Origin of the sequence: Bradyrhizobium sp. 17, assembly GCF_023073515.1 — a bacterium.
In the GTDB taxonomy this organism is placed as follows: domain Bacteria; phylum Pseudomonadota; class Alphaproteobacteria; order Rhizobiales; family Xanthobacteraceae; genus Bradyrhizobium; species Bradyrhizobium canariense_D.
In genome coordinates, this window is sequence record NZ_JADPJQ010000073.1 from 138,189 (window position 1) to 156,832 (window position 18,644).

General features: G+C 64.1%; 22 protein-coding genes. 11 read left to right on the forward strand and 11 right to left on the reverse strand.

Going from position 1 to position 18,644, the window contains the following annotated elements; all coding sequences use genetic code 11:
• Positions 1-126 precede the first annotated feature (126 nt).
• Positions 127-1,296: an MFS transporter gene (locus IVB13_RS14460; RefSeq protein ID WP_204512332.1), complete on the reverse strand. Its 1,170-nt coding sequence runs from the start codon at positions 1,294-1,296 to the stop codon at positions 127-129.
• A gap of 113 nt (positions 1,297-1,409) precedes the next feature.
• Between IVB13_RS14460 and IVB13_RS14465 the strand changes: the two genes are divergently transcribed.
• A complete protein-coding gene (locus IVB13_RS14465) occupies positions 1,410-1,781 on the forward strand; it encodes a helix-turn-helix transcriptional regulator (RefSeq protein WP_018453591.1) in 372 nt (123 codons plus the stop codon).
• Positions 1,782-2,044: 263 nt separating this feature from the next.
• Here IVB13_RS14465 and IVB13_RS14470 read toward each other — a convergent pair whose 3' ends face one another.
• The gene (locus IVB13_RS14470) at positions 2,045-2,746 is read right to left on the reverse strand and encodes a class I SAM-dependent methyltransferase (RefSeq protein ID WP_085360537.1); all 702 of its coding nucleotides are present in this window, start codon (positions 2,744-2,746) and stop codon (positions 2,045-2,047) included.
• A gap of 113 nt (positions 2,747-2,859) precedes the next feature.
• On the opposite strand from IVB13_RS14470, the gene IVB13_RS14475 reads away from it, so the two are divergent.
• A complete protein-coding gene (locus tag IVB13_RS14475) occupies positions 2,860-3,384 on the forward strand; it encodes a DNA starvation/stationary phase protection protein (protein ID WP_007596666.1) in 525 nt (174 codons plus the stop codon).
• Positions 3,385-3,508: 124 nt separating this feature from the next.
• Here IVB13_RS14475 and IVB13_RS14480 read toward each other — a convergent pair whose 3' ends face one another.
• Both IVB13_RS14480 and carA read right to left on the reverse strand, forming a co-directional pair.
• Positions 3,509-4,030, reverse strand: coding sequence for a hypothetical protein (locus tag IVB13_RS14480; RefSeq protein ID WP_247360997.1), 522 nt, complete (start codon positions 4,028-4,030; stop codon positions 3,509-3,511).
• A gap of 165 nt (positions 4,031-4,195) precedes the next feature.
• Positions 4,196-5,386 (reverse strand): glutamine-hydrolyzing carbamoyl-phosphate synthase small subunit, encoded by a 1,191-nt coding sequence (gene carA / locus IVB13_RS14485; RefSeq protein WP_247489315.1) that lies wholly within the window; start codon positions 5,384-5,386, stop codon positions 4,196-4,198.
• 146 nt (positions 5,387-5,532) lie between these two features.
• Here carA and IVB13_RS14490 point away from each other — a divergent pair, with 146 nt between their 5' ends.
• The 6 genes from IVB13_RS14490 to IVB13_RS14515 all read left to right on the forward strand — a co-directional run bounded on the left by IVB13_RS14490 (position 5,533) and on the right by IVB13_RS14515 (position 10,787).
• On the forward strand, positions 5,533-6,261 hold the full coding sequence (locus tag IVB13_RS14490) for an alpha/beta hydrolase (RefSeq protein ID WP_247489317.1): 729 nt from the start codon (positions 5,533-5,535) through the stop codon (positions 6,259-6,261).
• Between the two features lie 33 nt (positions 6,262-6,294).
• Positions 6,295-6,750 carry a GatB/YqeY domain-containing protein gene (locus IVB13_RS14495; protein WP_247489319.1) on the forward strand — a complete coding sequence of 152 codons (456 nt, stop codon included), beginning with the start codon at positions 6,295-6,297 and terminating at the stop codon, positions 6,748-6,750.
• Positions 6,751-6,910: 160 nt separating this feature from the next.
• Positions 6,911-8,047: an epoxide hydrolase family protein gene (locus IVB13_RS14500; protein ID WP_247489412.1), complete on the forward strand. Its 1,137-nt coding sequence runs from the start codon at positions 6,911-6,913 to the stop codon at positions 8,045-8,047.
• A gap of 127 nt (positions 8,048-8,174) precedes the next feature.
• A complete protein-coding gene (locus IVB13_RS14505; protein WP_247489414.1) occupies positions 8,175-9,785 on the forward strand; it encodes an acyl-CoA synthetase in 1,611 nt (536 codons plus the stop codon).
• A 9-nt stretch (positions 9,786-9,794) separates the two neighbouring features.
• Complete coding sequence (locus tag IVB13_RS14510) at positions 9,795-10,262, forward strand: MarR family transcriptional regulator (RefSeq protein ID WP_018453600.1); 468 nt, start codon at positions 9,795-9,797, stop codon at positions 10,260-10,262.
• An 81-nt stretch (positions 10,263-10,343) separates the two neighbouring features.
• The gene (locus tag IVB13_RS14515) at positions 10,344-10,787 is read left to right on the forward strand and encodes a hypothetical protein (RefSeq protein ID WP_085360599.1); all 444 of its coding nucleotides are present in this window, start codon (positions 10,344-10,346) and stop codon (positions 10,785-10,787) included.
• Here IVB13_RS14515 and IVB13_RS14520 read toward each other — a convergent pair whose 3' ends face one another.
• Positions 10,788-13,016 carry an ATP-binding protein gene (locus IVB13_RS14520; RefSeq protein ID WP_247489321.1) on the reverse strand — a complete coding sequence of 743 codons (2,229 nt, stop codon included), beginning with the start codon at positions 13,014-13,016 and terminating at the stop codon, positions 10,788-10,790.
• A 312-nt stretch (positions 13,017-13,328) separates the two neighbouring features.
• Here IVB13_RS14520 and IVB13_RS14525 point away from each other — a divergent pair, with 312 nt between their 5' ends.
• Complete coding sequence (locus tag IVB13_RS14525) at positions 13,329-14,102, forward strand: DUF2189 domain-containing protein (protein WP_247489323.1); 774 nt, start codon at positions 13,329-13,331, stop codon at positions 14,100-14,102.
• Between the two features lie 27 nt (positions 14,103-14,129).
• On the opposite strand, the gene IVB13_RS14530 is transcribed toward IVB13_RS14525, so the two are convergent.
• On the reverse strand, positions 14,130-14,321 hold the full coding sequence (locus IVB13_RS14530) for a hypothetical protein (protein ID WP_085349612.1): 192 nt from the start codon (positions 14,319-14,321) through the stop codon (positions 14,130-14,132).
• The gene (locus IVB13_RS14535; RefSeq protein WP_085349611.1) at positions 14,321-15,127 is read right to left on the reverse strand and encodes a transglutaminase family protein; all 807 of its coding nucleotides are present in this window, start codon (positions 15,125-15,127) and stop codon (positions 14,321-14,323) included. The genes IVB13_RS14530 and IVB13_RS14535 overlap by 1 nt, the downstream gene beginning before the upstream one ends.
• Positions 15,128-15,487: 360 nt before the next feature.
• On the opposite strand from IVB13_RS14535, the gene IVB13_RS14540 reads away from it, so the two are divergent.
• A complete protein-coding gene (locus IVB13_RS14540; protein ID WP_007614662.1) occupies positions 15,488-15,712 on the forward strand; it encodes a hypothetical protein in 225 nt (74 codons plus the stop codon).
• Positions 15,713-15,730: 18 nt separating this feature from the next.
• On the opposite strand, the gene IVB13_RS14545 is transcribed toward IVB13_RS14540, so the two are convergent.
• Genes IVB13_RS14545 through IVB13_RS14555 form a run of 3 tightly spaced genes read right to left on the reverse strand, consistent with a single transcriptional unit; the run spans position 15,731 to position 17,017 of the window.
• On the reverse strand, positions 15,731-16,243 hold the full coding sequence (locus IVB13_RS14545; protein WP_085360525.1) for an SRPBCC family protein: 513 nt from the start codon (positions 16,241-16,243) through the stop codon (positions 15,731-15,733).
• Positions 16,240-16,710: an SRPBCC family protein gene (locus IVB13_RS14550; RefSeq protein WP_247489325.1), complete on the reverse strand. Its 471-nt coding sequence runs from the start codon at positions 16,708-16,710 to the stop codon at positions 16,240-16,242. The genes IVB13_RS14545 and IVB13_RS14550 overlap by 4 nt, the downstream gene beginning before the upstream one ends.
• A complete protein-coding gene (locus IVB13_RS14555; RefSeq protein WP_007614659.1) occupies positions 16,703-17,017 on the reverse strand; it encodes a metalloregulator ArsR/SmtB family transcription factor in 315 nt (104 codons plus the stop codon). The genes IVB13_RS14550 and IVB13_RS14555 overlap by 8 nt, the downstream gene beginning before the upstream one ends.
• Positions 17,018-17,182: 165 nt before the next feature.
• Between IVB13_RS14555 and IVB13_RS14560 the strand changes: the two genes are divergently transcribed.
• Positions 17,183-17,803, forward strand: coding sequence for a LysE family translocator (locus IVB13_RS14560; protein ID WP_085384410.1), 621 nt, complete (start codon positions 17,183-17,185; stop codon positions 17,801-17,803).
• Between the two features lie 11 nt (positions 17,804-17,814).
• Here IVB13_RS14560 and IVB13_RS14565 read toward each other — a convergent pair whose 3' ends face one another.
• On the reverse strand, positions 17,815-18,621 hold the full coding sequence (locus IVB13_RS14565) for an N-formylglutamate amidohydrolase (protein ID WP_247489327.1): 807 nt from the start codon (positions 18,619-18,621) through the stop codon (positions 17,815-17,817).
• Positions 18,622-18,644 lie beyond the last annotated feature (23 nt).

An 18,644-nucleotide genomic window follows, 5' to 3' on the forward strand; every position in this document is an offset into this window, starting at 1 on the left:
ATTTGGGCACAAAAAAAGGGCGCGCCTGCTGCGCGTCCCTTTGGCCGAGAGCGCGGTGGTCCCCCCTCGCGCGCGGGGTGGGTCTTAGACCAGTTTTCGGGGCGGCGAAACCCCGAAAAACGCCCATCAACCGGCAATTTTGATCGGTTTTGGCCGGGCCTGCCAACCGCGGGCGAGATGGACCAGAAGAGCGGCCGAAACGCTCAATCCGCCGACCCAGCCGAGATCGGCGGGGCTCCACGCCGCAAGCACGGCGCCGCCCAAGGCTCCGCCGATCGCAAAGCCGAGATACATGGCCGAGGCGTTGAGTGAGAGCGCGATCATCGAGGCGTGCGGCTCGATCCGGATGATGCTGGCAACCTGGGCCGGGTAGAACGCCCATCCCGAGATGCCCCAGAGGAAGATCGCACCCAGCACCGCGTAATGCGTCTGTCCCGGCATCAGCTTCAGGACCAGCGAATGCAGGATCAGCGCGCTGGCCATGCCGGCAAGTCCGAGACCTGCTGTGGCGAGCGTGCCGAGCCGGTCGGCCAGGACGCCACCGAGCATATTCCCGATCGCGGCGGCGCCGCCGAACACCAGCAGCGCCAGGCTGATCTGCGACGCATCGAATCCAAGGCCGCGCAGCGGGACCGCGAAATAGGTGAAGACGGTGAAGCCACCGAGCGCCCATAAAATCGTGATCAGAAGCGCCGTCAGGACATTGCGGTGACGCGCCACTGCCAGCCGATCGCTGAGCGAGGCCGTGTTGCGTGGCAGGCCGCGGGGCAGACCGAGCAGGAGGCCGGCGAGCGCAACGGCACCGATTAGGGCGACCATGGCAAAGGTCGCGCGCCAGCCGAGCAGGCTGCCGACGAGATTGCCGAGGGGAACGCCGATGACGGTCGCAACCGTGAGGCCCGAGGTAACCAGCGCCACCGCGCGGCCGCGTCGCTCCGGCGCGGCGACGGCCACGGATACGGCCAGCGCGGTCGGCATGCACAGCCCTGAGCCCAGCGCCATCAGCATGCGCGAGGCCAGCAGCAGGGCGTAATTCGACGCCACCATCGCCGCGAGGTTTCCGGCGATGAAGGTCGATAGCGCCAAGGCCAGCACGGTGCGGCGGTCGATATTGTTCAGTGTGACCGCCAGGATCGGCGAGCCGACCGCATAGGTGAGGGCGTAGGCCGTCACCAACTGTCCGGCGGCGGGGACGGAAATCGCCAGGTCCGTGGCGATCGACGGCAAAAGCCCAGCAATGACAAAGCCTTCCGTGCCGATCGCAAAGGCTACCAAGGCCAACCAGAATACGCTCATCCGAGAAATCCCTATGTTCAACGTTTATTGAACTATTGATGGGACCACGTCAGGAGTCAATTGGTTCAAGAACTATTGAACATCTAGGGCCATTTCGCTATGATCTTCGGACCATGAGCCGCACCCCACCCCACCCCACCCGCGAGCAGATCGAGCTGCCGATGGTTTTGGATTGCCTCAGCGATCCGATCAGATTGGCGATCGTGTACCAGCTCGCGCAGCAGGAACGTGTCAGCGGCGAGCTGTGCTGTGGGGATTTCAACGGGCTCAGCGGCAAGTCGAATCTTGCCTATCACTTCGCCAAGCTGCGCGAATGCGGCCTGATGCAGACCCGCGTCGCCGGCACCAACCGATTCGTGCGCCTGCGCCGTGAGGATCTGGACGCACGCTTTCCGGGCCTGCTCGATGCCGTCATCATCTCTGCGGCAAAGGATGCAGACCGGCTGCGGCTTGTGTCGGAATGTGAAGTGGTTGAGGCTGATTGAGGATTGGGCGGCCAGTCCCTCTACGCTTGCGCTTCGCTCCAGCTACGCCGGACACGCTTCGCCCCTGCGGGTCTTGCGTGGCTGCGCCACGCGTAGCCCCGTGAGGGGCGAAGCGTGGAGACCCGGCCTGGATTTGAACCAGGATAAAGAGCGATGCATCGCCCTCGCGTAGACACTTCCGCCACCGGGCCGCGGCGATCATTACCGATCGGGGTGCGACAAGCCACCTCAGGCAGACGTTATGCTTAACGGATCCACCAAGCTCAACGGACCAGCGGCGGCCGCGCGACGAACGTCATGCGCCAGCTATTGTGGCCGATATTGCGGTGAGCGCGCTGGACCGCGAAGCCGGCTGCCTTGAGCTTGGCGGTGATCTCCTCCTCGCTGTAGCGCTGTAGCCCGATGCGCGTGCGCAGCTGGCGGTAATCCGACAGTGCGGTGCTGATCAGCCCGATCAGCGCATCTTTCAAAAAGCCGTGACGCAGGCCGAAGCTGAGCAGCGCTGTGACGTCCCTGAACATGCCGACATTGGGCTGGAGGATATCGCCCAGCACGAGCTTGCCCGAGGGCTTCAGGATACGGGAGAAGTTGAGGAGCGCGGCGTCGAGCTCGTCCGGCGTCATGTATTGCGCGACCGAGTTCATCACGACGAGATCGATCGACTGCTCCTGCATCTTGCGGACGTCGTCGAGCGAGCGGACGCGGATTTTCGTGTTCGGGGCAAACCGCGCGATCAACCGGCCGCGCACGCCCGGCGCGGGCTCGGCGAGGATTAGCTTGCCGCAGGCCGCCGCGACCTGGCTCGCCGACAGCGCCTCGCCGCAGGCATAGTCGAGCACGGTCGCCTCGGGCGAAGAGATGTAGCCGATGATGTCCCGCGCGATGATCTGGAAGTGCAAGTCGCGATGCAGCTTGCTGACATAGATCGTGTGCGTCGAGTCGTAATAATCGATCCAATCGTCCATGGTCGTCGAGGGCCCCGGCCAAACGGTTCCGCTGCAGGAACCGGCGCTGCCCGCCTGCGTTAGGGGTGCGGCGGCGCGCCGTCAATGTCTGCGTCCTAACAGGAAGGTTTCCCGTGAGCAAAGCTCCACAAAAGGTCTCGCCCGACCTCGACACGCCCACCGATCTGTCGTCCCAGGCGGTCAACAAGGTTTCGGAGGCACTGAACGTGCTTCTGGCCGACGCGTTCGCGCTGTATCTGAAGACCAAGAATTTCCACTGGCACATCAGCGGCCGGCATTTCCGCGACTATCATCTGCTGCTCGACGAGCAGTCCGACCAGATCTTCGCCACCACCGACCAGCTCGCCGAGCGCGTCCGCAAGATCGGCGGCACCACGCTGAAATCGATCGGGCAGATCGCCAAGCTCCAGACCATCAAGGACAACAACGAAGACTATGTCCCGCCGCGCGAGATGCTGCGTGAGCTGATGCAGGACAACAAGCATGTCGCCGCCGCAATGCGCAAGGCGCACGAGGTCTGCGACGACGCCGGCGACGTCGCCAGCGCCAGCATCCTCGAGAACTTCATCGACGAGACCGAGCGCCGCACCTGGTTCCTGTTCGAAGCCACAAGACAGGAAGGCGCGAACGAGGCGTAGGGGCACGCTGTCGGAGGGTGGCCAAAGGCGCGCTCTTCGCGCGCCGTGCCCACTATCTCTCCGCAGTTCAAACTGTTTGGTGGGCAGGCTTCGCTTTGCCCACCCTACTGCACCGTCTTTGTAGCTACCGCCACAACCGCATCAACGCCCCGTTCTTGCCCGTCACCGGATCGGCCGGCGGCCGCGCGACGTTTGGAATCGTCTTCAGCGCCTTGGCGTGGTTCTCCGGTGTTGCGCGGGTGACCTCCATCTTCGCGCCCGGCGGATAGGCGCCGATCACGCAGAAATCCGCGCTGGCCTTGATGCGTTGGTGACCTGTGCCGGCGGGCAGGATCGCGACGTCGCCGGCCTTGATCTCCAGCTCCTGGCCGTGGTCGCCGCCGAAGCGGACGCGCGCGCTGCCACGCGCAACGCCGAGCACCTCGTGCACCGTCGCGTGATAATGCAGATAGTCGAAGACCCCATTGCGCCACGTGCCGCCCCAACCGTTCGCTTCGAACAAGCGTTCGATCGTCTCTTCCGGCTGTCTGGAATCAAGCTTCACCGCGGCCTGGTAGACCAGGAAGGGGAGGATATTGTTCGGCACGAGCCCGTCGTCCTCAAATACGATGGCGAGCGGCTCGGCATTGTCGCGGACGACAGACATAAGAGGCTCCTGCGTGAGCGTAGCAGTGATCAACGAAGGGAGTTAAGCGGCGTTCCTCGTTCCGCTGTCATTCCGGGTTCGCGCTGCGCTGCGCCCGGAACGACAAGAGCCCGGGCGAAGGCCCGGGCTCGATGTCGTCAAAGCAGTTGCAGGAGAGCGCGCGCCCTACACGCTCTTGTTCTGCCGCATCAGATCGGCAAAGCGCTGGAACAGATAGTGCGAGTCGCGCGGACCCGGTGAGGCCTCGGGGTGGTACTGCACCGAGAACACCGGCTTGCCGTCGAGCTGGATGCCGCAATTGGAGCCGTCGAACAGCGAGATGTGGGTCTGCGTCGCGCCCGTCGGCAGGGTGCTCTCGTCGACGGCAAAGCCGTGGTTCATCGAGGTGATCTCGACCTTGCCTGTGGTCTCGTCCTTCACGGGATGATTGGCGCCGTGATGGCCCTGGTGCATCTTCTTGGTCTTGGCGCCGACGGCGAGGCCGAGCATCTGATGGCCAAGGCAAATTCCGAATGTCGGCGTGCCCGACTTGATCACGTCCTGGATCACGGGCACGGCATATTTGCCGGTCGCGGCCGGATCGCCGGGACCGTTCGACAGGAACACGCCATCCGGCTTCATCGACAGGATATCCTCGGACGACGTCGTTGCCGGCACCACCGTTACCTTGCAGCCGACGCCGGCAAGCAGGCGCAGAATGTTGCGCTTGATGCCGTAATCGATGGCGACCACGTTGAACTCAGGCTTGTCCTGGCGGCCAAAGCCCTTGTCCCAGAGCCAGGGCGTCTCGTCCCAGGTGAAGCGCTGGCCTGAGGTGACCATTGGCACCAGGTCCATGCCCTCGAGGCCGGGCCATTCGCGCGCTTCTTCCTTCAAGCCGTGCAGGTCGAACTCGCCGTCCCTGGCGTGCGCGATCACGGCGTTGGGCATGCCCTTGTTGCGGATCAGCGCGGTCAGCGCGCGGGTGTCGATGCCAGAAAGGCCGATGATGCCGCGCGCCTTCAGCCACTGGTCGAGGTGCTTGGTGGCGCGGTAGTTCGAGGGATCGGTGATCGCGGTGCGCAGGATCACGCCGCGCGCGCCGGGCGTGGCGGCCATGTTCACCGTCTCGATGTCGTCGTCGTTGGTGCCGACATTGCCGATATGCGGGAACGTGAAGGTGATGAGCTGGCCGGCATAGGAGGGATCGGTGAGGATCTCCTCATAGCCGGTCATCGCTGTGTTGAAGCAGACCTCACCGACGGCTTGGCCTTCGGCGCCGAGGCCAAAGCCTTCGAGCACCGTGCCGTCGGCAAGCACCAACAGCGCGGTCGGTTTGTGGTCCGGCCAAGCGTGATCGTTATCATGTTGTGTCATGAGCCCGGTTCATAGTCCCCGCGGGCGCCGCCGTCAAAGCGGAGATGCGCCGATTCACATGCGTTTTTGCATATTTGACAGGTCGGCTTGGGCCCCTAAGCTCCGCGGCATAATTTCCGGCAAATTCCGGGGCTCGGGAGGCAATAATGGACCAGATGACGCCGATTCTGCTGGTTCCGGGATTAGCCTCCTCGGCCCGGATCTATGCACCGGTGATCCCGTCGCTGTGGCAGTTCGGCCCGGTGATGGTCGCCAACCATATTCGCGATGACAGCATGGCGGCGATCGCCCGGCGGGTGCTGAGCGAGGCGCCGCCGCGCTTCGCGCTCGCCGGCCATTCCATGGGCGGCTACATCGCGCTCGAGATCATGCGCCAGGCGCCCGAGCGGGTGGCCAGGCTCGCGCTGATCAACACTCAGGCGCGGCCCGACACGGAGGAGGCGACCGCGCGCCGCCGCGGCCTGATGGAGCGGGCCCGGCGCGGGGAGCTGCGTGCCGCGCGCGAGGAGATGTTTCCCGAACTGGTGCATCCCTCGCGCCGCGACGATGCAGGCATTCGCCAGCTCGTACACGAGCAGGGCGATGACGTCGGCATCGAAGGCTATCTGCGGCAGCAGATCGCGATCATCGCGCGAGTGGATTCACGGCCGACGCTTGCGACGATCAAATGCCCGACATTGGTGCTGACGGGCGATCAGGACAACACGATTCCCAACGCATTCTCGAAGGAGATGGCGGAGGGCATTGCCGGCGCAAGGCTCGTCGTTCTGGAGAATTGCGGACACCTGCCGCAACCGGAGCAGCCTGCGGCGACGGTGCGGGCGCTGGTCGAATGGCTGGGAACCCCGGTTGTCTCCGAGCTGCGAACGGCCTAGATCAGGCGTCGGATATTCTAGGGGATCACGATCATGCTGCGCGACGACATCAACAATGCGGTCAAGGAGGCCATGAAGGCCAAGGAAGAGCGCAAGCTGTCCACGCTGCGCATGGTCAACTCGACCATCAAGAACGCCGACATCGAGGCGCGCGGCAACGGCAAGCCGCCGCTCTCGGACGCGGACCTGCTCGGCGTGTTTCAGAAGATGATCAAGCAGCGCCAGGAATCGGTCGAGCTCTACGAGAAGGGCGGCCGCGCCGAACTCGCCGCGCAGGAGCGCGACGAGATCGCGGTGATCTCGGCGTACTTGCCGAAGCAGATGTCGGACGACGACGTCAAGAAGGCGATCTCGGACGCGATCGCCGAGACCGGCGCCGCCGGCATGAGGGACATGGGCAAGGTGATCGCCGTGTTGAAGACGAAGTACGCCGGCCAGATGGATTTCGGCAAGGCCTCTGGTTTGGTGAAGGCTGCTCTGACGGGCTAAGCGGCCGCGCCGAAGGTTTGCCAGGAGCTGACAGACTATCATCCTGGTCATGCCCGGCCTTGTGCCGGGCATCCACGTTCTTCAAAATGGAGAGAAAGAACGTGGATGGCCGGGACGAGCCCGGCCATGACGAGAACCTCCGATGAGCAGGGCCTCTCCCATGACCGCCATCAAGCCGTTCCGCATCGCCATCAGCGACGACGTCCTCACCGACCTCAAGTCGCGCCTCGCCCGCACGCGCTGGCCGGAGGCGGAGCTGGTCGATGATTGGAGCCAGGGCGCGCCGCTGGCATGGATCCAGGAAATCTGCACCTATTGGGCTGATGGCTACGACTGGCGCGCGCGCGAAGCAAAACTCAACTGCTTCGAGCAGTTCACCACCGAGATCGACGGGCTCGACATCCACTTCCTGTATGTGCGCTCGAAGGAGCCGTCGGCACTGCCGCTGATCATCACCCATGGCTGGCCCGGCTCGATCGTCGAATTCCAGAAGGTGATCGCGCCGCTGGTCGATCCTGTCGCGCATGGCGGCAATCCCGCCGATGCTTTCCACGTCGTCTGTCCGTCGCTGCCGGGCTTTGGGTTCTCCGGCAAGCCGAACACCACCGGCTGGGGCGTCGATCGTATCGCCGCGACCTGGGCCAAGCTGATGGACCGGCTCGGCTACGCGCGTTATGGCGCGCAGGGCGGCGACTGGGGCTCGGCGGTGACGACCTCGCTTGGCATGCAGGACGGCGAGCATTGCGCCGGCATCCACGTCACGCTCGCCTTCAACGCCGCGCCGAAAGTCGAGGGCGAACCGACGCCGGAAGACAAGCGCGCGCTCGCCGGCCTCAAGCATTATGTCGACCTCGACTCCGGCTATTCGAAGCAGCAATCGACGCGGCCGCAGACACTCGGCTATGGCTTGACGGATTCGCCGAGCGGGCAGGCGGCTTGGATTCTGGAAAAATTCTGGGCCTGGACCGATTGCAACGGTCATCCCGAGAACATCTTCACCAAGGACGAGCTGCTCGACAACGTCATGCTCTACTGGGCGACGGAGACGGCGACCTCGTCGGCGCGGCTCTATTGGGAAAGCTTCGGCAAGCGCCGGACCACGCCGGTCGTCAAGGTGCCGACGGGCGTGGCTGTCTTTCCCAGGGAGATCATCACGCCGGTGCGGCGCTGGATGGAGCCGAGCTTCCACAACATCACGCATTGGAGCGAGATGGAGAAGGGCGGCCATTTCGCCGCATTCGAGCAGCCGGAGCTCTATGTCGGCGACGTTAGAAAATTCTTCCGGACGGTGCGCTGAGACGCGTTCTCCGTCATGCCCGGGGCTTGTCCCGGGCATCCACGCCCTTAAACTCAGGCCAAACAAGAACGTGGATGGCCGGGACAAGCCCGGCCATGACGCCGAGACCGTGGAAACGCCCGCAGCCATGCTCACCGAAGCCAGCACCTATGACGAACTCTACAGCAATTTCCGCTGGGAGATCCCGGCGCGCTTCAACCTGGCGGAGGCCTGCTGCGATCGCCACGCCGACGGCACCGGCCGGCTGGCGCTGGTCTATCTCGACGAGAACGGCGCCACCACGCGCACATCCTTTGACGAAGTCGCGGGGATGTCGCGCCGCTTCGCCAATGTGCTGAAGGCAGATGGTCTTGCCCGCGGCGACCGCGTCGCGGTGTTCCTGTCGCAGTCGCTGGAGCTGCCGATCGCGCACATGGCGGCGTTCCGATCGGCGATGATCTCCATTCCGCTGTTCGCATTGTTCGGCGAAGACGCGCTGGAATTCCGCCTGTCGAACTCGCAAGCCAGGGCGATCGTCACCGACGAGGGTGGCTGGGAGAAGCTTTCGAAGATTCGCGACCGTCTGCCGGAGCTGAAGAAGGTCTACATCGTTGGCGAACGAACGCCGGCGGGTACGACATCGTTCTGGAATTCGGTCAAGGCTGCATCGCCCGACTTCAGGCTGGTGGACACGTCTGCTGACGATCCCGCGCTGATCATCTACACCTCGGGCACGACGGGCAATCCGAAGGGCGCGCTGCACGCCCACCGCGTCGTGCTCGGACATCTCCCCAATGTCGAGATGTGCCACAACTTCCTGCCGCGCCCCGGCGATCTGATGTGGACGCCGGCGGACTGGGCCTGGATCGGCGGCCTCATCAACGGCCTGTTCGCGTTCTGGTACCACGGCATTCCCCTGGTCGGTCACCGCGCGCGAAAGTTCGAGCCGCAAGCGGCGATGCAGATGATGGCCGATCTCGGCGTGCGTAATGTGTTCCTGCCGCCGACCGCGCTGAAGCTGATGCGGCAGGCCGGCGTGACGCATTCCGGCGTCAAGCTGCGCAGCATCTTTACCGGCGGCGAGTCCCTCGGCGGCGAGCTGCTCGGCTGGGTGCGCGAGACCTTCGGCGTCGACGCGCACGAGGTGTTTGGCCAGACCGAATGCAATCTCGTGATCGGCAGCAACGCGAATCTGTTTCCGATCCGCCCCGGTTCGATGGGCAAGGCGACGCCGGGTTTCGACGTCCGCATCGTCAATGACAGAGGCGAGGAGCAGCCACGTGGCCAGCGCGGCATCATCGGGGTGCGCCAACCCTGTCCTTGCACGATGCTCGAATACTGGCGCAATCCGGAGGCAACGTCGAAGAAATATGCCGGCGAGTTCCTGCTCACCGGCGATCTCGGGGTGCAGGACGAGGACGGTTACTTCTGGTACGTCAGCCGCGAGGACGACGTCATCACCACCGCCGGCTATCGTGTCGGCCCGTCCGAGATCGAGCACACGCTGATGAAGCACCCGGCGGTGGCGATGGCGGCGGTGGTCGGCATTCCCGATCCGATCCGCACTGAATCGATCAAGGCCTGGATCGTGCTGCGCCCGGGCTTTGCCGCCAGCGACGCACTCGCGCGCGAGATCCAGGAGTTCGTCAAGGTGCAACTCGCCGCCCACGAATACCCACGGTTCGTGGAGTTCGCGGAGACACTTCCAATGACCGCCACCGGAAAGGTGCTGCGGCGCGAGCTGCGGACGAGGGGTTAGCTTCCTGCAATGGCAAAGACGTCTCAAGCCGCGGGGCTTCACCGCGCTTCACTTGCGAAGCTGAGCGAACTCGATGCGGCGCTGGAGCTCATGTATTACGGCTGGCGCGGGATGACACTCGAAGCCGACGCATATCTCGCCAAGCAAGGACTGTCGCGCCCGCACCATCGCATCCTCTACGTGGTGGCGCGCCGGCCCGATATCGCGATCGGCTCGCTGATCGAGATCCTCGGCATTTCCAAGCAGGCCCTGAACCGGCCGCTCAATTTGTTGCTTGAGCGCAAGCTCCTGACCTCAAAACGCTCGCCCGAGCAGCATCGCTCGAAGCTGCTGCGCCTGACGGCCGCGGGGCAGCGCATCGAGCAGCGCGCATCGGACCACGAGCGCAAGGTGCTGCGCGAGGCGTTCGATCGCGTCGGAGCGACAGGTGCGGCTGCGTGGATGGGCGTGATGGAGGCGATCGCCGACACCAACTGACGATTCCTGAAGTCAATATGGTTGACATGAGGAGTGGGCTTTGCCACTTTCCTGGCCAACGAGCCGTGGGAGGGCTCCGCCATGCGTCTTTCGGATATCGTGCTGCTCCTCAACGCGCTCTGGTTCGGCGGCGCCTTCATCCAGTTCAGCATTGCGCAAGCCAATACACTGAAGATTCTCCTGCCGCGGGAAGAGCGCACCAATCCGATCGCGCCGACATTGTCGGCCAGCGTGGCATTCCTTGGCGGCATCAATCTGCCAATCGGCCTTCTGTCGCTCTACTTTCTGGCAGCCCGTCCGGTCTTCTTCCAGCCGGTCGAAGCGCAGCTGGTGCTGTTCCTGTTCTTTGCCGCCTGCCATTTCAGCCAGTTCGCCTACAACCTTCCGGTCCTGCTGCGCGGAGGACGCGTCGGGGTCGCTTATTGGCCCGTGTTGAAAGGCCCGATGCTCAGGATCTTCGTCATCGACGCGGCCTTGTTCGTGGCCAATCTGGGTGCGGCGCTTCTCCTCGCGTCGCGCTCCTGACTACCGCGACGGCGTCGACAGCGCAGATCGCAGCATGGCGGCGAGGTCTCGCCGCCGGAACGGCTTGGTCAGGATGCGGGCATCGCCGATTGCGTCGGGCGCCGAGACCGGATTTTGGCTGTAGCCGGAGGTGAAGAGCACCTTGAGCCCGGGTCGCAGCTGGATTGCTTGCCGGGCAAGCTCCGGCCCGAACATGCCGCCGGGCATCACGACGTCGGTGAACAGCAGGTCGATATCCCCGGACTGGCGCAACAAGTCGAGCGCCGCCGGGCCGCTCGCGGCCGTGATGACGCGATAGCCGAGCGTCTTCAGCTCGCTTTCGACATAAGTCCGAACCATGTTGTTGTCTTCGACGACGAGAATGGTCTCGCTTCCTTCGCGCGTGACGATCCCTTCGGCGGGTGAGGCGTCCTCGTTTGGCGGTGTTGCCAGGCGGGGAAAGAACAGCCTGACGGTGCTGCCTTGTCTCGGTGCGGACTGCATCTGCACCAGCCCGCCGGACTGCCGCACAAAACCGTAGACCATGCTCAGGCCGAGCCCGGTTCCCTTGCCGACCTCCTTGGTGGTGAAAAACGGCTCGAACGCCCGGCTCGCCACCTCGGCGGTCATGCCGCTGCCGGTGTCGATCACGGCCACCATGACATAGTCGCCTGGTCGCGGTTCGCCATTGATGTCCAAGTCGGATTCACCGAGCGAGACGTTGCGCGCCTCGATGGTCAGCCTGCCGCCCAACTGCATGACATCGCGCGCGTTGAGCACGAGATTGAGCAGCGCAGTCGTGAGCTGGCCGGGATCGACGCTGATCAACCACAGGTCCGGTGCGAGCGCGAAGGTGCATTCGATGTGCTCGCCCAAGGGGCGGCGCAACAAGTGCTCCACCTCCTTAATCTTTTCGCCGATGTCGATGTCTCGCGGCCTCAGGGGCTGCTTGCGCGCGAAGGCGAGCAGGCTCCGCGTCAGGTCGGAGCCGCGTTCGGCAGCTGTCGCGATGTCGCCGGCGATCCGGTGCAACTCCTTGTTCCCCGCCAGCCTGTCGGCAAGGTGCTCCGAATTGCCGAGAATGACGGTGAGGAGATTGTTGAAGTCATGCGCCACACCGCCGGTGAGCTGGCCCATGGCCTCCATCTTCTGGGATTGGCTGAGCTTCTGGTTGAGGTCCGCGATGGCCGCCCGTTGCTGCTCAAGCGACTCGGCGGTGCCGTTGAGCAGAGTCATCAGTCCGCCCAGCTCGCCGCGCGGATGGGGAGGAGGAATTCGCGCGCTGAGATCGCCGAGCCCGAGTCTCTTCGCCATGTTGGCGAGCCGCCCGACCTGGCGCCCGACGCTCACGGTCGCGAGGATCCATACGCCGGCCAGCAGCAGCAGCAAGGCCACCGCGAGGATCGCCATATCCTCATAGAGCCGGCGATTCGCCGCCGCGACCAATCCGTCCTTGGACCGTCCGACCAGGATGTAGAGGCCGGCATCACGGATCGAAGGTGAGTGGGCGACGGCCCAGACCTGCGTGCGGCCGTCGCGATCGGTCACTTCCTGAAATGCCTTTTGATCGGGAGCCGTCGCGAAGCCGAGCAGGTCGGATCCCGCGATCGACGCGCCCACGGGCGCGGTCCAGCCGGCTCCCGAGGGAGCGACGAGAACGGTGCCCTTGCCGTCAATGAGCAGAATATCCTTCTCGGCGAGCAGCCGCTTGTGGTGATACTCGGCGAATTTGCGCAGGTTGAACGAGGCAAGCAGCACCAGCTTCAGCGCGCCCGCCTCCGATCGCACCGGATATGCGATCTGGAGCACCGATATTCCGGTCAGCCGGCCGAATACCGGCTCAACCACGACGTTGCGCGAGACCAGGGCCTGCTTGAAATAGGCGCGATCCCTCAGATCGAGGGTGCGGTTGGTCCGTAGCGAGTCGCAGAACAGGCTGCCGTCCGGATCGATGGTCAGGATTCCCGTGAACTGAGGATATTCCTCGCGCACGTCCGACAGAAACGCCGAGCACGCCGCCTTGTCGCGCGTGTCGAGGTCGCGCGCGCGGGCCAGACCATAGTGAAGCTGAGCGGTGCCCTGAATCTTCCCACCCAGATCGCTCGCAATGTCGTCGGCCGAGGCCGCCAGATTGGCCAGGGCGGCGTTGACTTCACTGCTCCGGTTCTGCACGAAACGCAGCCCGACGAGGCTCGCCGGCACCAGCATGGCCGCGATGACGAGTATCAGTAGCCGGGTACGCAAGCTCATCGGTCGGACGGTCCATTCGGGTCATCGCGCGCTCGTTCAAAGACCCAATTTGCGGCACCACCCGCCGCTCAGTCCATAGGCATCGGGTCGAAAAAGTCCCCGATGGGGAAAGATTTCGAGCCGCGGGCAGGACGGATGAGCTTCCCGAAGGACGCGCGCCGTCGGCGCGGTGGTTTTCCCGGGTCTGCGCCGGCGGCTTCGGGATACTGTCGTCCAGCCAACAACTCGCGCGTGCGCACCTGCCGCGGGGACGCTAAGATCGAGTCAATCCGCGTGCGACGGAGATCGCGCCGGCGAACGAGGAGGAAGCTGATGTCCATTTCGGGCAAGGTCGATCCGGTGGTGCGTCCTGTCGCGGCGACCGATATCGCCGAGGCGCTGGTCGAAGGCCTGCGGGATTTCCAGGCGCTGCCGCTTTACGGCCTCTGCTTCGGTACGCTCTACGCCGCCGGCGGCATCGCCATCATGCTGTGCTTCACTGCGTTCGGCATGGTCTATCTGGTCTATCCGCTGGCCGCCGGCTTCGCGCTGCTCGGGCCATTCGTGGCGATCGGGCTCTATGAAGTCAGCCGCCGTCGCGAGCGCGGCGAGCCCGTCTCGCTCGGCGCGATCTGGTCGGCCGTGCGCGCGCGTAGCGAGATCGGCTGGATGGCCTTCGTCACGCTGTTCGTGTTCGTGGTCTGGATGTATCAGGTGCGGCTTCTGATCGCGCTGCTGCTTGGCCTGCATGCCTCGTTCTCGAGCCTACAGGAGTTCATGACGGTGGTGCTGACTACGAACGAGGGCCTGCTGTTCCTCGGCATCGGCAACGCGGTCGGCGCGGTGCTGTCGCTGATCCTGTTTTCGCTGACCGTGGTGTCGTTTCCGCTGCTGCTCGACCGTGAGGTCGATTTCGTCACGGCGATGGTGACGAGCGTGCGCGCGGTCGTGGCCAGCCCGCTGCCGATGATTGGCTGGGCCGCGGTGATCGTGATGGTCCTGATCGTCTCGGGGCTGCCGTATTTTCTGGGGCTGGTGGTGACGCTGCCCGTGCTCGGGCACGCGACCTGGCATCTTTATCGGCGGATCGTGGTGCCGGTGGCGTAGCAGGAAGCCGGACGCAACGGCAGCGAGCTATTCGCTAGTTGCCAGCCGGCGTTCGCCGGATGAGGTCAGTTCGAGTTCGCCGAGGCGCCTGATTGCATAACCGAGGTTGGTCAGGCGCTCGCCGTGCGCTTGCGGGATTTCGCCTTGCGCCTTGCCCTTGCCGATCTCGGCCAAGGACGCAAATTCATCGGCGCTGAGTGCAACGCTGCTGTCTGTCATCAGGCAGCCTCGTCGGTCCATACCTTGAAATTGACAAGGGTATTCGGACCGAAGGTCTGGGTGATCGGGACGTCCGCGGCATCGCGTCCTTGTGCGATCAACACGCGGCCGATCCGCGGCGTGTTGTTGCGCGGATCGAACATGTGCCAGCTTCCGCCGAGATAAGCCTCAAACCAGCCGGCGAAATCTCCCACGGCCCAGGGCTTCGGCGTGCCGATGTCGCTGAGATAACCGGTGCAGTAACGCGCCGGGATGTTCATGCAGCGGCAGAACGCGATGGCAAGATGAGCATAGTCGCGGCACACGCCCTTGCCTTCGTCGTAGGCTTCCCGCGCCGTCTTGGTCGCGCGCGCGTGCTCATAGCCGAAGGCGATGTGACGATGAACGAAATCGCAGATGGCCTGGACCCGCGCCCAGCCGGGCGGCGTGTGCTCGAACAACTTCCATGCGATATCCGACAGGCGATCGGTCTCGCAGTAGCGACTGCCGAGCAGATAGACGAGCGTGTCGGTCGGCAGCGCCTCGACGGCGTGCTGAGCCGCGTTCGGGAACACTGGATCGGGCAGGCCGCTGTCGCTCACGACGCCGTCGCCGGCAAGGCGAAAGGCGCCAGCCGGCGCCACGATGCGGCTGCACCAATTGCCGAAGAGGTCGCGATAGGGAGTGATCGGCACCGACGGTCTGGTGGTCAGCAGGTCGGGCACGATGACATCGGAGGCGCGGGTGAAGTGCGTGCCCAGCACCATGATCATAGGCGTGGGCTGCGGGAATTCGTACAGCATCTCAAACCCGACGCGGAGCTTCATACGATTTTCCCTTGGCTAAGCTCGTAACATGGCTACGAAGCGGCCGATCACAAGGCTTTGACGGCTTATTCGGTCGCGGGCGGCAATTGGCGCCTCAAAAGTGCGGCACGGGCGAGAAAATGATAGCTAATTGCGGCGATTGCGCGCACGGTGCGGGAATGTCGAAAGATCTGTCGTTTCTGCGCCTATGCAGCGCCACGACTATTCGCGCGACGTGAAGCGCCTCATTCCCTCGCACCGGCGGAGCCGACTCGTAGCGACGTCGTAACAGCGGTCGTCGCGCATATTGCCCACTCCAGCGGTGAGTTGGACGCGGCAGGCGCGTGCCGCGGACACCTGAAGGTTTCACCGCGATCGATCATGAGATCGAACGCCAACCGAAAGCACCCGATGCAAACTCAACCGATGCAAGCTCTCTCGCCACGGCACGTCAAGACAGAAGAAGCGCTCCGGCTCGGCGTCGAGTCGGGCTGGTACGCGATCAAGGTCAGCGGGACCTTTGTCTCGGGCCCGCACGACTCGGAAGCGGATTGCAGTCGCAAGATCGACGAAATCAATCCGCCTCCGGTGAAGAAGAAGCGATGACGACACGGAGTTCGCCCGCTACGGCGTCTTGATACCCATCGCCTTCAACGCTTCCAGCATCTGCGCCGGCGGCGCCATCTTGATCTGCGGCGCCTTGCCCGTTTCCAGCAGGCTCTTCAGCCCCGACAGGATTGCGGGCCAGCCGGTGCGGCCGCCGGAAAGGATGTCGTCGCTGAGCGGGCGGTCGTGGCGTTCGCTCATGGTGAGGCGGACGGCCTCGCCGGCTTGTTCAATCGCGTAAGTGACAAGCGTCGTGCCGAGCTTCGCGACGAGGTCGGGCCAGTTGACGTTCCACGTCACCGTCAGCTTGTTCGGCGGAGCGTATTCGAACACATCGCCCGAAATGTGTTCCGAGCCATCAGGCGCGCGCACGACGAATTTGCCTCCGAGTCTTGGCTCCATCTCGACCGCAAAGCCGGAAAAGTATTTGCGGCTGAACTCGGCGGAGGTCAGCGCCTCCCACACCTGGTCCGGCGTCGCGGCGATGTAAATCGTGTAGACGGTGAGCGGTTTGAACTGATCGAGGTTCATTTTGCATCGAATCCCTTGTTGAGGGCTGCGTGCGGAATGGCCAGCACCTTGCCGCTTTCCAGCAGGCTCTTGAGCCCGGACAGGATCGCCGGCCACCCGTTGGAAACGGCGCCGAAATATCTGCCGCCTTCGACGAAGCCGTCATGCAGCACCGTCAAACGCACGAGCGAGCCGAACGGTTCAATGGTAAAGACCACCCGCGAGATCGGCTCACCGCGCAGCTCCTCGTATTTTTGGTGCTTGAAGCTGTAAGACAGCCGCCGCGGCGGATCGGCTTCGAGGATCTCGCCGGAATCGGTGGTCTCGCCGTCCAGCAGCAGCGCGAAAGGGGAGCCGATTTTCCAGTCGGACCTGACCTCGGCGCCGAACCAGTATTGCTTGGTGAACTCGCTCGATGTCAGCGCCTCCCACAGCCTCGTTGGTGTTGTCTCGATGTAGGTGACATAGACGAATTGCGGCTTACTCATCGCGCTTCTCCAACTGGCGTTTCAACTCGCCGAGTGCGGCGAGCTTGCCGCGCTCGAATTTCTTGATCCAGCGTTCGCCGATCTGATGGATCGGAACCGGATTGAGATAGTGCAGCTTCTCGCGGCCGTGCCTGATGGTCGTGACCAGATTGGCCTCTTCCAGAATGGCAAGGTGCTTGGTCACGGCCTGGCGCGTCATCGCGAGGCCTTCGCAGAGTTCGTTCAGCGTCTGGCCGTTCCTGGCGTGAAGTCTGTCGAGCAGCGACCGTCGTGACGCATCGGCGAGCGCTTTGAAGACCTCATCCATGGCGGCGATAATAGGCAACCAAATGGTTGCTTGTCAAGACGGTGATGCATCGCGCGCGGCTCGTGTTCCTGCAGCACCGGAGATGAAGACGTGGGGGCTGCGGCGCTGGACGGACATTGAGTGTCATGCATTAATGCCCCAAACCGCTCCCAGCGAGTCCTCCCCATGATGTCTCTGCAAGCCTATCTCGCCTTCCTTGCCGCCTGCATCGCGCTCGCGCTGTTGCCGGGGCCGATCGTCACCCTCGTCATCGCCAACGGGCTGCGCCACGGCACGCGCGCGGCGCTGACCAATGTGGCCGGTGCGCAGGCCGGCCTCGCCATCGTCATCGGCATCGTCGCGGTCGGACTGACCTCGCTGATGGCGACCATGGGGTATTGGTTCGACTGGGTGCGCTTTGCCGGCGCCGCCTATCTGGTCTGGCTCGGCATCAAGCTGATCTGGGCGCCGGTCGAGGGCGTCAATGTGGATGAGCCGCCGGCGCCGCCGCGCGGCGGATTCTTCCTGCAAGGTTTCCTGGTGCTGCTGTCGAACCCGAAAGTGCTGGTGTTCTTCGGTGCCTTCATCCCGCAGTTCATGGACATGAACCGCGACCACTTCCCGCAGGTCGCACTGCTGGGGGCCACCTTCATGGTCACTGCGGTGATGACGGACGCGCTCTACGCCATCGCCGCGGGGCGGGCCCGGAAGTTCTTCTCGGCTCGCCGCACCCGCATGATGTCGCGTATCTCCGGCGGCTTCATGATCGGCGGCGGCATCTGGCTGGCGCTGACCAGGGCGAAATAACCGCCGTCGGGCTAATCGACCAGCCTTTCCGCCCGCAGCTCAACCTCGATCTCTGCAAAAATCCGCGCCAGCCGCTCGGCCCATTGTTGCTGGCCAGACTGGTCGGCGATCAGATCCTGGCGGATCTCGATGCCGGTATTGACGAGGCCGCGAGCTTCGCCGTGCACGGGGATGGTGTAGTCGGTGAGGTCGTTCACCGCATAGGGCTCGTTGTCGCCCACGACGAGATCGCCCTCGCTGCGGAGATGCCTGAGCAGCAGCTGCGGCAGCACGGTGTCGCGATTGTAGAGCGCGCCGATGTGCCAGGGACGCGCGACGCCGGCGTAAACGGGGGTGAAGCTGTGCAGCGACACCAGCACCGTCGGCCGCTTGTCGTGCACGCGGCGGTCGATCGCGGCATCGATACGGCGGTGATAGGGCTCGAAAATCTCGCGGCGGCGCGCTTTGCGCTCCTGCTCCGAAATTCCCTCGTTGCGCGGGATCGCGGTTGCTTCGGAAATCAGGGGAATCGAGCTCACGGCGGCGGGCGGGCGGTTGCAGTCGATCACCAGCCGCGAATAGCGCTGGGCGATCAGATGTGCGCCCAGCATCTCTGCCAGCCGGTCGGCGACACCCCCAATGCCGATGTCCCAGGCGATATGCCGCGTCAGCTCGTTCTCGGCGACGCCAAGATCGCCAAGCGCAGCCGGCAGGACCCGTCCGTAGTGGTCCGAGGTGAGCAAAAAAGGCGATGTCCCTTGCGCATTCACCTCGTGCACCGGGGGGACGTCACCCTCGCTGAGGAGTTGATTGGTCGCCCCGATTGTGTCTAAAGCCATCCTGATTGCCTAATGAAACAGCA

Excerpts from the sequence above, each read along its gene's own strand:
- IVB13_RS14460 (WP_204512332.1), bottom strand. The coding sequence starts at position 1,296 with ATGAGCGTATTCTGGTTGGCCTTGGTAGCCTTTGCGATCGGCACGGAA.
- IVB13_RS14465 (WP_018453591.1), top strand. The coding sequence starts at position 1,410 with ATGAGCCGCACCCCACCCCACCCCACCCGCGAGCAGATCGAGCTGCCG.
- IVB13_RS14470 (WP_085360537.1), bottom strand. The coding sequence starts at position 2,746 with ATGGACGATTGGATCGATTATTACGACTCGACGCACACGATCTATGTC.
- IVB13_RS14480 (WP_247360997.1), bottom strand. The coding sequence starts at position 4,030 with ATGTCTGTCGTCCGCGACAATGCCGAGCCGCTCGCCATCGTATTTGAG.
- carA (WP_247489315.1), bottom strand. The coding sequence starts at position 5,386 with ATGACACAACATGATAACGATCACGCTTGGCCGGACCACAAACCGACC.
- IVB13_RS14490 (WP_247489317.1), top strand. The coding sequence starts at position 5,533 with ATGGACCAGATGACGCCGATTCTGCTGGTTCCGGGATTAGCCTCCTCG.
- IVB13_RS14495 (WP_247489319.1), top strand. The coding sequence starts at position 6,295 with ATGCTGCGCGACGACATCAACAATGCGGTCAAGGAGGCCATGAAGGCC.
- IVB13_RS14500 (WP_247489412.1), top strand. The coding sequence starts at position 6,911 with ATGACCGCCATCAAGCCGTTCCGCATCGCCATCAGCGACGACGTCCTC.
- IVB13_RS14505 (WP_247489414.1), top strand. The coding sequence starts at position 8,175 with ATGCTCACCGAAGCCAGCACCTATGACGAACTCTACAGCAATTTCCGC.
- IVB13_RS14510 (WP_018453600.1), top strand. The coding sequence starts at position 9,795 with ATGGCAAAGACGTCTCAAGCCGCGGGGCTTCACCGCGCTTCACTTGCG.
- IVB13_RS14515 (WP_085360599.1), top strand. The coding sequence starts at position 10,344 with ATGCGTCTTTCGGATATCGTGCTGCTCCTCAACGCGCTCTGGTTCGGC.
- IVB13_RS14520 (WP_247489321.1), bottom strand. The coding sequence starts at position 13,016 with ATGAGCTTGCGTACCCGGCTACTGATACTCGTCATCGCGGCCATGCTG.
- IVB13_RS14525 (WP_247489323.1), top strand. The coding sequence starts at position 13,329 with ATGTCCATTTCGGGCAAGGTCGATCCGGTGGTGCGTCCTGTCGCGGCG.
- IVB13_RS14530 (WP_085349612.1), bottom strand. The coding sequence starts at position 14,321 with ATGACAGACAGCAGCGTTGCACTCAGCGCCGATGAATTTGCGTCCTTG.
- IVB13_RS14535 (WP_085349611.1), bottom strand. The coding sequence starts at position 15,127 with ATGAAGCTCCGCGTCGGGTTTGAGATGCTGTACGAATTCCCGCAGCCC.
- IVB13_RS14540 (WP_007614662.1), top strand. The coding sequence starts at position 15,488 with ATGAGATCGAACGCCAACCGAAAGCACCCGATGCAAACTCAACCGATG.
- IVB13_RS14545 (WP_085360525.1), bottom strand. The coding sequence starts at position 16,243 with ATGAACCTCGATCAGTTCAAACCGCTCACCGTCTACACGATTTACATC.
- IVB13_RS14550 (WP_247489325.1), bottom strand. The coding sequence starts at position 16,710 with ATGAGTAAGCCGCAATTCGTCTATGTCACCTACATCGAGACAACACCA.
- IVB13_RS14555 (WP_007614659.1), bottom strand. The coding sequence starts at position 17,017 with ATGGATGAGGTCTTCAAAGCGCTCGCCGATGCGTCACGACGGTCGCTG.
- IVB13_RS14560 (WP_085384410.1), top strand. The coding sequence starts at position 17,183 with ATGATGTCTCTGCAAGCCTATCTCGCCTTCCTTGCCGCCTGCATCGCG.
- IVB13_RS14565 (WP_247489327.1), bottom strand. The coding sequence starts at position 18,621 with ATGGCTTTAGACACAATCGGGGCGACCAATCAACTCCTCAGCGAGGGT.